This is a genomic window from Janthinobacterium sp. NKUCC08_JDC (genome assembly GCF_019345575.1).
Classification (GTDB): domain Bacteria; phylum Pseudomonadota; class Gammaproteobacteria; order Burkholderiales; family Burkholderiaceae_D; genus Janthinobacterium; species Janthinobacterium aestuarii.
Genome location: NZ_JAHKQW010000014.1, coordinates 40,782 through 53,146, shown reverse-complemented (window position 1 = coordinate 53,146; position 12,365 = coordinate 40,782). Strand labels below are relative to the sequence as shown.

Here is a 12,365-nt window from a genome sequence, read left to right as displayed (position 1 = left end):
GCTTGTCTGCCGGCTGGGTCAAGCCTGATCGTCTTTTTTAGGCTTGGCCCGCAGGCTGGCCGCCGCCTCGCCGATAGCGAACGGGTCGCGCGACAAAATGGCGGCGCCCAGGTCGACCAGTTTGGCCGCCGCACCGATGGCGGCCTTTATGTCGGCGATGCGCTTGAGCTGCAGCTTGCCCTTGACGATGGCGCCCTCGATATCGCCGCGTGCCTGCTCCGCCCCTTCGGCCGTCAGGTAAATGCCATACGCGCGAAACAGGGACACCATCTGGTCCAGGTGGTCTTCATATTGCTCCAGCAGCGCGCGCTCGTCCGGCGCCAGCGCCTCGCGTTCGCGGATGCGCAATTCCAGCACCAGGCTCGACGCCTGCGCCAGGCTGTCGGCGATGGCGTAGCTTTGGTCTTTTGTCAGTTCGGTCAGTTGGGCCATGGGATACTCCTGTGTGCGCGCCGCTTACCAGCGGGCGGGGCCATAGAAAACAGCCTGTTTTTGCAGCGTCTCGACCTGACGTGAAAATTGCGCCAACTGCCGCTCCAGTTCGGGCGCCTGCAGGTGGTCGAGATTGGCCCGCAGCGCGGCCACGCTCGCTTGCAGCGCGTCGACGGCGGCGACGTATGCGGCGACGATCTTTTCCCTTTCCTGCAATTGCCGGCCTTCCAAGTGCAGTCGCGTGCGGATGTAGTTGGCGGCCAGCGGTTCGCGCGGCGCGGCCTTGTCGACGGCGCCACGCAGCAGGTCCAGGTCGCGCAATTCATCCTGCAAGCCGGCGCGGTAGCTGCGCTGCGCATACTCCTTGAGCGCGTTGCTGACGATGTCGACGGCCTCCTGCTCGTCGAGCAATTCGCGCAAGGCCGATTTCTGCAGGCGCTGCGTGGCCAGGCGGCTCAGGTGCTCGCTCAATTTGACGACCTTCGACAGCTTGCCCGCATCGAGCAGGGGCGCGCCGCCACCTGGCTGCGCCAGGCCGCCCAGCGCATCGCCGAGTCCGGCAATCTCTTCCTTGTAGACGGGCAGCTTGTCATCGGCCAGCGCTGCCATGGTGTGAGCATAGCGCAGCAGGAGGTCGTTCAGGCTGGCGATCGAGGTGCTGGCTTGCGCGATGGCGGCGCAATCGGTGCGCGCCGCCTGTTCGCTCGCTTGCGCATCGAAACGCTCGGCCAGGATCAGGCGCTTGCGCATGGCCTTGTCCATGCAGCTGTGGACGCCGCCCGCCAGCATGGGTTCGAACTGGACCGACATCTTTTGCGTCTGTTCGGCAAACGTGCGCACGGGCGCCAGGTTGGTGGCGCAGCCGCCCAGCAGCAGGCTGGCGATGGCGCCAAGTAGCAGGGGAGAAATGGACGAGTTCGACGGGCGCTGCATATCGCCTCCATGCGGTGGGAGTGGCTGATCGGACCTGCGCGTACGCGCTGGCAAGGGCGACGTTAGCATGCTGGGCAGTGCCAGTATTGCGCCAGATCAGCGTCCTGATGAATCGCCGAGCTCGCCTTTTTCCTGTCGCGTTTTGCCACAGCAGTGTTGCCCGATGGCGCAAGGTGCACCAATTTGCGCCATATTTTCCTTACAAAAGACTGACATCGGGCCAGCAATCTGGTCTTTTTCGCATGTTGCGACGCGTCATATGTAGTTGTTGCTGGGGCATGTTTACTCACCTACAATGATTTATCGATGGGGCGGTTATCCAGCGTACGACAATAAAAATAAGTGGCATTAAAAACGTTGTAACAGAGGAGATGACAATGAATTTGAAACAGAAATTGCTCGTAGCAAGTTTGGTTTTGGGTTTCTCGCAGGCGGCAGTCGCAGCCGACCCCATCAAGATCGGCGTGTCCGGTCCGTTCACGGGCGGTTCCGCGCCGATGGGCGTGTCGATGCGCGACGGCGTCAAGCTGGCCGTCGCTGAAATCAATGCCAAGGGTGGCGTACTGGGCCGTTCGCTGCTGCTGATCGAGCGCGATGACGAAGCGAAAAACGAACGCGGCGTGCAGATCGCCCAAGAGCTCATCAACAAGGAAAAGGTCGCCGCCACCGTCGGCTACATCAACACGGGCGTGGCCCTGGCATCGCAGCGCTTCTACCAAGAAGCGAAAATTCCCGTCATGAACAATGTGGCGACGGGTTCCATCGTCACCAAGCAATTCGCCGACCAGCCGGAAAACTACGTCTTCCGCAATGCGGCCAATGACACCATCCAGTCCGGCATGATCGTGCATGAGGCGATCGAGAACCGCAAGTTCAAGAAAGTGGCGATCCTGGCCGACTCCACCAATTACGGCCAGCTGGGCCGTGAAGACCTGGAAAAGGCGCTTGACAAGAAGGGCATCAAGCCCGTCGTCGTTGAGAAATACAACATCAAGGACGTCGACATGACGGCCCAGCTGCTGAAAGCCAAGCAGGCGGGTGCGGAAGTCGTGCTGACCTACGGCATCGGCCCGGAACTGGCGCAGATCGCCAACGGCATGGAAAAACTGGGCTGGAAAGTGCCGCTGATCGGCAGCTGGACCCTGGCCATGGGTAACTTCATCGACAACGCGGGCAAGAACGGCAATGGCACGCGCATGCCGCAAACCTTCATCCAGGATGCCAGCACGCCGAAACGCAAGGCCTTCATCGACGCCTACGTGGCCGCCTACAAGCCATCGGGCGGACGCATGCCATCGGCCGTCTCGGCCGCGCAAGGCTACGATTCCATCTACCTGCTGGCAGCCGCCTTCAAGCAGGCAGGCGGCACGGATGGCCCGAAAGTGCGCGCCGCGCTGGAAAACCTGAATGAGAAGGTGGAAGGCGCCGTCACCACCTACAACAAACCGTTCAGCAAAACCAACCATGAAGCGATCACGGCCGAGCTGACAGTCTTCGGTGAAGTCAAGGACGGCAAAGTCGTCCTCGCGAAATAAGCCTGGCAGACATTCGCCGCGCAGTGGCCAGCCTTGAGGAATCAGGACTGGCCATTTTTTCATCGTTCGTCTTCCGGGGAATACCATGGAAATCTTCCTGCAGCTCGTCTTCAGCGGCATCGCGCTGGGCATGATCTATGCCGTCATCGCCTTCGGCTACCAGCTGACCTTTGCCACTTCCGGCACCCTCAATTTCGGCCAGGGCGAATCCCTGATGCTGGGCGCGCTCGTGGGCCTCTCCCTGGTAGGCACCATCCACGGCGGCCCTTACATGAGCTATCTGTTGATGATCCCCATCGTCATCGTCTTCGGCGCCTTGCAGGGCGTGTTCGTCGAGTGGATAGGCGTGCGGCCCGCCATCAAGATCAAGTCGGAATTCGGCTGGATCATGTCGACCATCGCGCTGGCCATCATTTTCAAGAACGTGGCGGAAAACATCTGGGGCAAGGATGACCTGATGTTCCCGTCGCCGCTGTCGGCCGCGCCGTTCCAGGTGTTTGGCGCCAATGTGCAGCAGATGCAGGTGGCCGTCATCGTCGGCGCGCTGGCCATCATGCTGGCCGTCGAAGTGTTCAACCGCAAATCGATCTACGGCAAGGCCGTCGTGGCGACGGCCAACGACCGCGACGCAGCTGGCCTGATGGGCATCAACACGGGCATGGTCATCACGTTCTCCTACGCGCTGTCGTCGGCCACGGCCGCCTTTGCGGGCGTGCTGGTGGCGCCGCTGACCTTGACCGGAGCCACCATGGGCGCCTCGCTGGGCTTGAAAGCGTTTGCCGTGGCCATCATCGGCGGCCTGACCTCGGGCGTGGGTGCCATCGTCGGCGGCCTGATCCTGGGCATCGCGGAAACGACCACCGGCTACTACATCTCCACCGGCTACAAGGAAGTGCCAGGCCTGCTGCTGTTGCTGCTGGTGCTGGCCGTCAAGCCGTCCGGCCTGTTCGGCAAAGCCGCGATCAAGAAAGTCTGAGGACGACATGAACAAGAAAATCACCATGCTGGCGCTGAGCGCGGCGGGACTGGCCGCGCTCGCACTGTTCCCCATCGTCATCCCGAACCCGTATTACATCCATCTGGCCGAGACCATCCTGATCTACGCCATCCTGCTGTTCGGCCTCGATATCGTCGTCGGCTACACGGGGCAGGTGTCGCTGGGCCACGCGGGCCTGTTCGGCATCGGCTCCTACGTCACGGGCGTGCTGGTGTTCAAGCTGGGCGTGTCGTTCTGGCTGGCCATCCCCGCCAGTATTTTGGGCGCGGCCGTGTTTGGCGCCATCCTGGCCTTGCCGGCCCTGCGCGTGACGGGGCCCTACCTGGCCATGGTGACCCTGGCCTTCGGCACCATCGTGCAAATCCTGATCAATGAAATGAGCTTCCTGACGGAAGGGCCGATGGGCATCAAGATCCACAAGCCCGTCCTGTTCGGCCACAAACTGACGGAAGTGGAGTACTACTACATGGTCGCCGCGCTGCTGGTGATCTCGCTGGTGGTGGTGCACCGCATCTTGAAATCAAACCTGGGCCGCGCGTTCGAAGCCTTGCGCGACAGCCCCATCGCCTCGGACTGCATGGGCGTGTCCGTGTACCGCTACAAGGTGTACGCCTTCGTCATCAGCGCCGGTTTCGCGGGCCTGGCCGGCAGCCTGTATGCGTATTCGGAAGAGTATATTTCGCCCAATACCTACAACTTCGAGCTGACGATATTGTTCCTGCTGGCCGTCATCATGGGCGGACGCAAGACCCGTTCGGGCGCGCTGATCGGCGCCCTGATCGTCGTCATGCTGCCAAGTCTCTTGTCGGACATCGAATTGTTCCGCAAGATCGCCGTCGGCGCGGCCGTGCTGGGCGTGATCGGTTCCGCCTTCATGCTGGCGAAAAAGCGCTCCACCTTGCGCGGCGTGATCGTGCCCCTGGTGGCCACCATCGGCCTGGCCGCGTTTTCCTACAAACTGGAGAACATGGTCGACTGGCGTTTGACCATCTTCGGTTTGATGACGCTGTTCGTCGTGTACTACCTGCAGGACGGCATTGTCGGCTTCTTGATGAGCTTTATCGGCAAGGGCCGGCGCCATGTGCAGGCCGTCGCTTCCCACGGCGTGGCGCCGTTCGACCACGCCCAAGGCGGACAGCAGGGCGCGACCCTGCTGCGCGTGGACCAGGCCCTGATGCAGTTCGGCGGCCTGAAAGCGCTGAACCAGGTGGACCTGAACGTCACGCAAGGTTCCGTGCACGGCTTGATCGGGCCGAACGGCTCGGGCAAGAGCACGATGATGAACGTGCTGACGGGGATCTACAAGCCGACGGCGGGCAAGGTGGAATTTGCCGGCGCCGTGATCTCCGGCCGCACGCCATCCGAGATCGCCTTGGGCGGCGTGGCGCGCACTTTCCAGAACGTGCAGCTGTTCGGCGAGATGACGGCGACGGAAAACGTGCTGGTGGGCCTGCACAACACTTTCAAGTCGAACGTGCTGGACGTGATGCTGCATACGCCGCGCTACAAGCGCGAAGAGACGGCCGCGCGCGAGCGGGCCGCCAGCATCCTCGAATTCGTGGGACTGGCCGACCTGGCCAACGAGGAGGCGCGCAATCTGCCGTATGGCAAGCAGCGGCTGCTGGAAATCGGCCGCGCGCTGGGCCTGAACCCGCGTTTGCTGCTGCTCGATGAACCGGCGGCCGGCCTGACGGCGCCCGACATCAAGGAGCTGATGGCCATCATCCGCAAGATCCGCGAGCATGGCATCACCATCATCCTGATCGAGCACCACATGGACGTGGTGATGGCGCTGTCGGACGTGGTGACGGTGCTGGACTTCGGCCAGAAGATCGCCGAAGGCGCACCCGCGCTTGTCCAGAGCGACCCGAAAGTGATTGAAGCCTACCTGGGCGGCAGCGCCGAAACCCTGGCGCCAGCGGCGCACTGAGAGGAAGACCATGCTGACCATTAGTAATCTGCACGCCGCCTACGGCAAAGTCGAAGTCCTGCACGGCATTTCGCTCGACGTCCCGAAGGGCAAGCTGGTGACGCTGATCGGCTCGAACGGGGCCGGCAAGACCACCACCATGCGCGCCATTTCCGGCATGCTGAAGCCGAAATCGGGCACCGTCACCCTGGGCGGCAAGGACGTCACGGGCCTCGATTCGCACAAGATCGCGCGCGCGGGCCTGGCCCATTCGCCGGAAGGCCGGAGGGTGTTCGCCTCAATGTCGGTGACGGACAACCTGCTGCTGGGCGCCTTTCCCCGCTTTACACGGGCGCGCCCGAAAGGCGATATCAAGCGCGACCTGGACAAGGCACTGGAGCTGTTCCCCCGCCTGAAGGAGCGGCGCGACCAGCTGGCCGGCACCTTGTCGGGCGGCGAGCAGCAGATGCTGGCCATGGCCCGCGCCGTGATGCTGAACCCGGAAGTGATCCTGCTGGACGAGCCGTCGATGGGCCTGGCGCCGATTCTGGTGGAAGAAGTCTTCCGCATCATCACGCGCTTAAAGGCCGAAGGCGTGACCATGCTGCTGGTCGAGCAATTCGCCGCCGCCGCCCTGAACGTGGCCGATTACGGCTATGTGCTGGAAAACGGCAGCATTTCCGTGCACGGCCCGGCGGAAAGCCTGAAAACCGATCCGAAGGTGATCGCGGCGTATTTGGGGGGAGGGCATTGATGATGGCCTGACAATGCGCTTGCTGCGCATTGTCAAATCCAATACAGCCGTGTGCCTGGCAGGACTTGCCGGCTACGAATTGAGCAGGCGATGGCGAATCAATGCTTCCAGGTCACGGTTGGTATGGGCAATCATATGAACATGGACGATATCGTTATGTCCGTACTCGATGATGATACGATTCTGGCCGGCCAACAGTTGGCGGTGAGTCGTCAAGTGAAGGTCTTCAAGTTCAGGAACAAAGCTACCTTTAATGTTCCAATCTTTGAGAGAACTGACTTCAGCCAGAATCTCTTGTGTCACCTTCCTGGCAAAAGCAAGGGATTCGCTCTGCTTCAGATAGGAGCGAATGTCCTGTAAATCGTTCAGGGCGTATTGAGTCCAAATGATTTTCATTTGCGTAATCAGTTGTCGTCGTCTTCGGCTTCCAGAAGGGCCACAACGTCATCATGACCGATGACTTTACCTTGCTCAATCTGCTTGCGGCCGAGAGCAAGGATGCGGAGCATGGCAAGCTGATCTTGGGTCTTTTGATAGCTAACGGGGTCTAGCACAACTGCCTGAACTCTGCCATTTACCGTGATGGCTACCGGGTCATGAGTCTCCAGTACCTGTTTGACCACGTCGCTGGTGTTGGTCTTCAAGTAACTAATTGGCTGAATGTTTAGAAAATTCATACTCACCTCCATAAATTGGCAGGCCGATGATAGCACCGTATGACCAAATTACGTACCGAATTTAGTTGGTCGCACATTTTCCTTGTTTCTGGCGCAGCCTGTCAGCGTCAGTGTTTGGTCGGCTTTTCCTGCTGCACCAGAATGAACGGGCTGACGACGACGGCCCATAGCGCCGCGTCGGCTGCCTGCCAGTCCAGCGCCTGCTGGTCGGAGACTTTGTCTACTTTGCCGTCGGCCATCCATTGCGTGATGGTGGCCTTGTCGTCGTGCGAGATGCGCACGGCCACTTCGACCAAGTCCAGCTCGTTGGCGACCCAGACGACGTTGCCTTGGGCGAAGTGCTTTTCCAGCTCGCTCCAGGCCAGGCGGGCCGTTTCGCTGTTGACTTTGAGGCGCAGTTCGGTGTCTTTTTCAGGATTGGTTTGCATGTGAGATCAGGTTGCGGTGAGTCGGGTGCCGATGCGCGCGGTTTATTTGCCTGGGAGGGCTTCCACGTGCGGTATCGGCGTACCCCGCCATGTTAACCGATAGGCGGTGCCTTTGCGAACATTGCCGACCAGAGCAGGGCGGAAGCAGGCCAGGTTGGTGCCGCCCGCCAGCCGCGTGCTGGGGAAGATGATGCCCATGGAACCGGCCTCGAGCAGGATGGCGGCCAGGTCTTGCGAAGCGATGTAGCTGGCCGGGTCGAGACAGGCCGCATAGCGCTCCTGGCCGCGCAAGTCGTGGAAGCTGGCGGAGAAATCGGCCAGCAGCGACTGGTAGCTGACGCTGTCGGCGAAATAGTCGATTTCCTGGTATTCCACGGTCTTGTGGAAAATGATCTCGGCCAGCGCCGTTTTCATGTCGAAGGCGCAATACCAGGCGCCCCGTTCGCCATCGTTGAAACGTGCCCCTTCCGGCCGGGCATAGGTGTACGCGGCGTTGATGATGCGAAAGTGTGGCACGCCAAAAACCAGTTCGTCCACGCCAATTCCTGGCGCGCCGCCATACTCGGCGACCAGTCGCGCGTTGGTGGCGTTATCGAGTTCGAACAGCTCGCGCAGGTGATCGTCATCCTCGGCCAGCGGCGCCAGTACGGAGTCTTCCATGTCGGCGAAGCGCGATGGAATCAACCGGCAAGTGTCGATCTGGCGCAGCGCGGCCAGCGGCGGCAGGTGGGTATTCGGGGCTGCAGGCACGATTACAGTCCTCCGCGGCGCGCGTCGAGCAGCTTGCGCACCGTCTGCATGGCCAGCAAGCCGCCAGCCAGCATCTGCGACAGGGGTGTACGGCCGCCAAACACGGGATTCTTGTTGGGCAAACTCACCCATTCGTCGGCCAGCTTGTCGCCATACAGGATGTGCAGGGCTTTATAAATGCCCAGCAAGTAGGAAATGCGCGTGATACGGTCCACTTCTAGCACGCGGTCCGGGTGTTTCTTCCACTCATAATAGGCGCTGCTGGACAGGCCGCCCAGTAATTCGCGCGCATCGTCGTCGCGCAGTTTCCAGGCGGCGGCCAGCTTGAAAAAGCCCTTCAAGGCCGCCTGCGACAATCGCTCGCGCTCGGCTTTGGCGTTCAGGTCGACGAGCACGGCCGGTTCGAAGCGGCTCTTGGGGTAGGCGTAGGCAAGATTCATGATGAACTCCTTTTATGGAATAATATTACTCCTTTTCGGGAATTTGTGCTGTCCTCGTCCAAATGTGCGCGCCTATACCCTTAGCCGTCAAAGAATTGCATGCCAGCATAGGGCGCCGCCCGGCAGGCTGCCAGCCGCTGCGCCAGACTGCCCGCATGGGCTTCCAGCCGGTGGCCGTCCGGATCGAGAAAATACAGGGAATCGCCGTCGCTGCGGTTTTGCTGCCATTCGAGCACGCCGGCGGCGCGCAGGCGGGCGGCAAACGGGGCGAAGTCGGCGGACGCGATGGAAAACGCGTAATGCGTGTAGCCGGGGCTGGCCAGCACAGGCGTGTCTTGCCCGTCAAGCGACAGGCATAGCCACAGCTCCCCGGCCGACAGATACGCGCCCCTGTCCCAGCGCGCATGCAGACGCAGGGCCAAGGTGTCACGGTAAAAGGCGACGCTGCGCGCCAGGTCGCGCACGGACAGGGTGATGTGGTTCAGGCCGGTCAGCATGGGTTGGAAGGCGTCTCGAAGGCGATCAATAGGTTTGGGCAGGTGCCATCACACAGGTTCGGCGTGCTCCACCATGAGCTGCACTTTTGTCGTGCCATTGTATTCATTCGCATCCAGTCTGAACGCGACCCTCGTGCGTTCGCCCAAGGCATCCGTATGCCCGAACCAGATGGCGTCGAAGCGCACGCCGTTCTTTTCCAGCAGCAGTTTCAGATGGCGCTCTTTGAGGATGCGCTGGCTGACGACGCGGAATTCGTCGCAGAAGACGGGCGGGGCGAAGCCCTGGCCCCACACCTGGCCATCCATCAGCTCGATGAAGGCCGTCGTGTAATAGGCGTCTTCCAGCGGGCCGTCCGTTTCCACGACCCGCTCCAGCTGTTGCTGGCTGAGCCAGGCCTGGCCCACGGCTTCGAAGGCCTTGGAAAAGGCGTCGAAGGCGTCGGCGCGGATGGTCAAGCCCGCCGCCATGGCGTGGCCGCCGAACTTGTCGATCAGGCTAGGTGCCCGTTTCGACACGAGGTCGAGCGCGTCGCGCAAGTGGAAGCCGGGAATCGAGCGGCCGGAACCCTTGATCCAGCCGTCCGCGCCCGGTGCGAACGTGATGGTCGGGCGGTAGAACTTTTCCTTCAGGCGCGAGGCCACGATGCCGATCACGCCCTGGTGCCACGATTCATCGAAGACGCTGATGGTGCTGCTGTTGACCGGCTCGAAAGCGTCGAGGTGCAGCAGGGCCGTATCCTGCATTTCCGCTTCGATCTCGCGGCGCTTCAGATTGATGTCGTTCAATTGCTGCGCCAGCGCCCAGGCGCGGCCTTCGTCGTCCGTGACCAGGCATTCGATGCCCAGCGACATGTCTTGCAAGCGGCCGGCCGCATTCAGGCGTGGTCCCAGGGCAAAGCCCAGGTCGAACGGCGTGGCGCTGCGCGCTTCGCGGCCCGCCACGCGGAACAGGGCGGCCACGCCCGCGTGCATATGGCCCTTGCGCATGCGTTTGAGACCTTGCGCGACGAGGATGCGGTTGTTCGTATCGAGGCGCACGACGTCGGCCACCGTGCCCAAGGCCACCAGGTCGAGCAGGTTGTCGAGCTTCGGTTGCGTTTGCGCATCAAAGAGGCCGCGCCGGCGCATTTCCGCGCGCAGGGCCAGCAAGACGTAGAACACGACGCCCACGCCCGCCAGATGTTTACTGGGGAAACCGCAGGCGGGCTGGTTCGGGTTGACGATGACGGCTGCGTCGGGCAGGGTGTCGGCCGGCAAATGGTGGTCGGTGACGACCACCTGGATGCCGCGCCGGTTCGCTTCGGCCACGCCATCGATGCTGGCGATGCCGTTGTCGACGGTGATGATGATGTCGGGCGACTTTTCGCGCGCCGTCAGTTCGACGATTTCCGGCGTCAGGCCATAGCCGTATTCAAAGCGGTTGGGCACGATGAAATCGACGTCGGCGCCCATGGCGCGCAAGCCGCGTATGGCCACGGCGCAGGCGGTGGCGCCGTCGCAATCGTAGTCGGCCACGATGACCATGCGTTTCTTGGCGGCAATCGCGTCGGCCAGGAAGACACCGGCCGCGCCGATGTGCAGCAAGCCGGACGGCGGTATCAAGTCTTTCGGCTCGATCGAGAGTTCTTTCGCGTCGGATAGGCCGCGCGACGCGTACAAGCGGGCCAGCACGGGGTGGATGCCGCCCTGGCGCAGCAATTCGGATTCGCGGTAGGGACAGGGACGGGTGGCGATGCGGGTACGGGTCATGATGCTTTCAACTTGTTCAGGGTAATCGCGCGCCAGAATTTGCGCTGCGCGTGCTTGCTGGTGGTGCAGTCCAGCCAGGCGTCGCGGTGGCTCAGCACCAGGCGCAACTGGCCCAGGCGGCCCTCTTTGAGGGCCGCCAGCAGGGGCGCGAACCAGTCCGCTTCCAGCGCTTGCAACTGCTGCAGCCACATGCCCCATTCCTGCGCCTGCGCCGCTTCGGTCAGGCCGCCGAGCACGACGATCGCGTCCTGTTCGCTTGCCAGCACACTGTTTGGACTGGCATCGCGCTGCGCCGGTTCCGCCAGCGCGGCCAGCCAGCCCGGTGCGTCCTGCGTATGCAGGCTGGCCGCGCAGCGCGCCGATGCAGGTGCGGCCGTGGCCGTGGCCAGGCTCCCGCCCCAGATCCAGAAGGAATTGATGGCTTTCAAGCCCCGCTCTTCGCGCGCCGCATTGACCGGATGTTCATGCCACAGCATCTGCACTTCGTTTTGCAGGCGGCGCGCGGCGCGCGCATGCTCGCCTTCCGGCATCCACACGGACAGGTCTTGCGTGGTGGCGGCGTCCGGCGTGGCGCACTGCAAGTCGGACCAGGCGTCGGCGCGCATGAACCAGGTGCCCGCGTCGCCATACGCCAGGGGTTGGCCGATCTCGTCGAAATACGGGGCCGCAATGTCGAACAGGGCGCGGCCGTCCGCCTCGCTCAGCTTGAGCTGGCGCAAGTCTTCCAGGCTGATATGGCTGCGGGCGATGGCCAGGTGGGCCGGATGCAGCAGGAAGTAGCGCGCGCCCGGTTCCGGCACGAGGCCGTAGCCGCGCATGGACTGGGCGGCAAAAGCCGATTGCGCCGCCTCGCCGTTGGGTGCGGGCGACAGGGTCAAGGCGTGCGCCAGCCACGCTTCGTGCGGCAGCAGGCGGTTGGCGTTGTCAAAATTTTCTAAATTGCAAGTGGAGGTGCGCGACAGCAGCGCCGCCAGCGCGGGCGCCTGCAAGACCTTGAGCAGGTCGGCAGCCAGTTCGGCAGTGGGCAAGGCGAAGGGCAGGACGAGGGTAAGTTGATTCATCCCGAGATTGTAGGCGATTGTAGTGGGGGCCGAGAAGGCGCATGTATTTTCAGGGCCGCGATGGCAACACCGGAGGCGCCGGAAATGCGGAAAAATTATAAAAATTTTATTGATATTGATGGAAATTAATTTGCTTTTGAAAATATAGTGGATATAATTGCGACAACTTAAATATTAGAAAGACAATCACCCCCTGCTGCGTG

General features: G+C 62.0%; 14 protein-coding genes. 4 read left to right on the top strand and 10 right to left on the bottom strand.

Annotated features, from left to right (window positions below; all coding sequences use genetic code 11):
• Positions 1 to 18 precede the first annotated feature (18 nt).
• Complete coding sequence (locus tag KO538_RS24340; RefSeq protein ID WP_219329909.1) at positions 19 to 432, bottom strand: hypothetical protein; 414 nt, start codon at positions 430 to 432, stop codon at positions 19 to 21.
• A 24-nt stretch (positions 433 to 456) separates the two neighbouring features.
• Positions 457 to 1,365 carry a hypothetical protein gene (locus tag KO538_RS24335; RefSeq protein WP_219329908.1) on the bottom strand — a complete coding sequence of 303 codons (909 nt, stop codon included), beginning with the start codon at positions 1,363 to 1,365 and terminating at the stop codon, positions 457 to 459.
• A gap of 377 nt (positions 1,366 to 1,742) precedes the next feature.
• On the opposite strand from KO538_RS24335, the gene KO538_RS24330 reads away from it, so the two are divergent.
• From KO538_RS24330 to KO538_RS24315, 4 genes are all read left to right on the top strand, one after another.
• Positions 1,743 to 2,900, top strand: coding sequence for an ABC transporter substrate-binding protein (locus KO538_RS24330; protein WP_034755418.1), 1,158 nt, complete (start codon positions 1,743 to 1,745; stop codon positions 2,898 to 2,900).
• Positions 2,901 to 2,985: 85 nt separating this feature from the next.
• Positions 2,986 to 3,876, top strand: coding sequence for a branched-chain amino acid ABC transporter permease (locus KO538_RS24325; protein WP_010398938.1), 891 nt, complete (start codon positions 2,986 to 2,988; stop codon positions 3,874 to 3,876).
• Positions 3,877 to 3,883: 7 nt separating this feature from the next.
• A complete protein-coding gene (locus tag KO538_RS24320; RefSeq protein ID WP_034755420.1) occupies positions 3,884 to 5,827 on the top strand; it encodes an ATP-binding cassette domain-containing protein in 1,944 nt (647 codons plus the stop codon).
• A 10-nt stretch (positions 5,828 to 5,837) separates the two neighbouring features.
• Positions 5,838 to 6,560 carry an ABC transporter ATP-binding protein gene (locus KO538_RS24315; protein WP_046682988.1) on the top strand — a complete coding sequence of 241 codons (723 nt, stop codon included), beginning with the start codon at positions 5,838 to 5,840 and terminating at the stop codon, positions 6,558 to 6,560.
• Positions 6,561 to 6,632: 72 nt separating this feature from the next.
• Here KO538_RS24315 and KO538_RS24310 read toward each other — a convergent pair whose 3' ends face one another.
• The 8 genes from KO538_RS24310 to KO538_RS24275 all read right to left on the bottom strand — a co-directional run bounded on the left by KO538_RS24310 (position 6,633) and on the right by KO538_RS24275 (position 12,162).
• Entirely contained in the window at positions 6,633 to 6,956 is a 324-nt protein-coding gene (locus KO538_RS24310; protein WP_219329907.1) for a type II toxin-antitoxin system RelE/ParE family toxin, read from the bottom strand.
• A gap of 8 nt (positions 6,957 to 6,964) precedes the next feature.
• The gene (locus KO538_RS24305; RefSeq protein ID WP_034756273.1) at positions 6,965 to 7,237 is read right to left on the bottom strand and encodes a type II toxin-antitoxin system Phd/YefM family antitoxin; all 273 of its coding nucleotides are present in this window, start codon (positions 7,235 to 7,237) and stop codon (positions 6,965 to 6,967) included.
• 107 nt (positions 7,238 to 7,344) lie between these two features.
• A complete protein-coding gene (locus KO538_RS24300) occupies positions 7,345 to 7,665 on the bottom strand; it encodes a DUF2288 domain-containing protein (RefSeq protein WP_219329906.1) in 321 nt (106 codons plus the stop codon).
• A 42-nt stretch (positions 7,666 to 7,707) separates the two neighbouring features.
• Positions 7,708 to 8,415 carry an RES family NAD+ phosphorylase gene (locus KO538_RS24295; protein ID WP_034755430.1) on the bottom strand — a complete coding sequence of 236 codons (708 nt, stop codon included), beginning with the start codon at positions 8,413 to 8,415 and terminating at the stop codon, positions 7,708 to 7,710.
• Positions 8,416 to 8,417: 2 nt separating this feature from the next.
• Entirely contained in the window at positions 8,418 to 8,855 is a 438-nt protein-coding gene (locus tag KO538_RS24290; RefSeq protein WP_034755432.1) for an MbcA/ParS/Xre antitoxin family protein, read from the bottom strand.
• A gap of 80 nt (positions 8,856 to 8,935) precedes the next feature.
• Positions 8,936 to 9,352 (bottom strand): fosfomycin resistance glutathione transferase, encoded by a 417-nt coding sequence (fos, locus tag KO538_RS24285; protein WP_219329905.1) that lies wholly within the window; start codon positions 9,350 to 9,352, stop codon positions 8,936 to 8,938.
• 48 nt (positions 9,353 to 9,400) lie between these two features.
• The gene (gene recJ, locus KO538_RS24280; RefSeq protein WP_219329904.1) at positions 9,401 to 11,101 is read right to left on the bottom strand and encodes a single-stranded-DNA-specific exonuclease RecJ; all 1,701 of its coding nucleotides are present in this window, start codon (positions 11,099 to 11,101) and stop codon (positions 9,401 to 9,403) included.
• Positions 11,098 to 12,162 (bottom strand): hypothetical protein, encoded by a 1,065-nt coding sequence (locus tag KO538_RS24275; protein WP_219329903.1) that lies wholly within the window; start codon positions 12,160 to 12,162, stop codon positions 11,098 to 11,100. The genes recJ and KO538_RS24275 overlap by 4 nt, the downstream gene beginning before the upstream one ends.
• Positions 12,163 to 12,365 lie beyond the last annotated feature (203 nt).

What these genes read in the sequence shown, in the direction of transcription:
- KO538_RS24340 (WP_219329909.1), bottom strand. Translation starts at nt 432, where the DNA reads ATGGCCCAACTGACCGAACTGACAAAAGACCAAAGCTACGCCATCGCC.
- KO538_RS24335 (WP_219329908.1), bottom strand. Translation starts at nt 1,365, where the DNA reads ATGCAGCGCCCGTCGAACTCGTCCATTTCTCCCCTGCTACTTGGCGCC.
- KO538_RS24330 (WP_034755418.1), top strand. Translation starts at nt 1,743, where the DNA reads ATGAATTTGAAACAGAAATTGCTCGTAGCAAGTTTGGTTTTGGGTTTC.
- KO538_RS24325 (WP_010398938.1), top strand. Translation starts at nt 2,986, where the DNA reads ATGGAAATCTTCCTGCAGCTCGTCTTCAGCGGCATCGCGCTGGGCATG.
- KO538_RS24320 (WP_034755420.1), top strand. Translation starts at nt 3,884, where the DNA reads ATGAACAAGAAAATCACCATGCTGGCGCTGAGCGCGGCGGGACTGGCC.
- KO538_RS24315 (WP_046682988.1), top strand. Translation starts at nt 5,838, where the DNA reads ATGCTGACCATTAGTAATCTGCACGCCGCCTACGGCAAAGTCGAAGTC.
- KO538_RS24310 (WP_219329907.1), bottom strand. Translation starts at nt 6,956, where the DNA reads ATGAAAATCATTTGGACTCAATACGCCCTGAACGATTTACAGGACATT.
- KO538_RS24305 (WP_034756273.1), bottom strand. Translation starts at nt 7,237, where the DNA reads ATGAATTTTCTAAACATTCAGCCAATTAGTTACTTGAAGACCAACACC.
- KO538_RS24300 (WP_219329906.1), bottom strand. Translation starts at nt 7,665, where the DNA reads ATGCAAACCAATCCTGAAAAAGACACCGAACTGCGCCTCAAAGTCAAC.
- KO538_RS24290 (WP_034755432.1), bottom strand. Translation starts at nt 8,855, where the DNA reads ATGAATCTTGCCTACGCCTACCCCAAGAGCCGCTTCGAACCGGCCGTG.
- fos (WP_219329905.1), bottom strand. Translation starts at nt 9,352, where the DNA reads ATGCTGACCGGCCTGAACCACATCACCCTGTCCGTGCGCGACCTGGCG.
- recJ (WP_219329904.1), bottom strand. Translation starts at nt 11,101, where the DNA reads ATGACCCGTACCCGCATCGCCACCCGTCCCTGTCCCTACCGCGAATCC.
- KO538_RS24275 (WP_219329903.1), bottom strand. Translation starts at nt 12,162, where the DNA reads ATGAATCAACTTACCCTCGTCCTGCCCTTCGCCTTGCCCACTGCCGAA.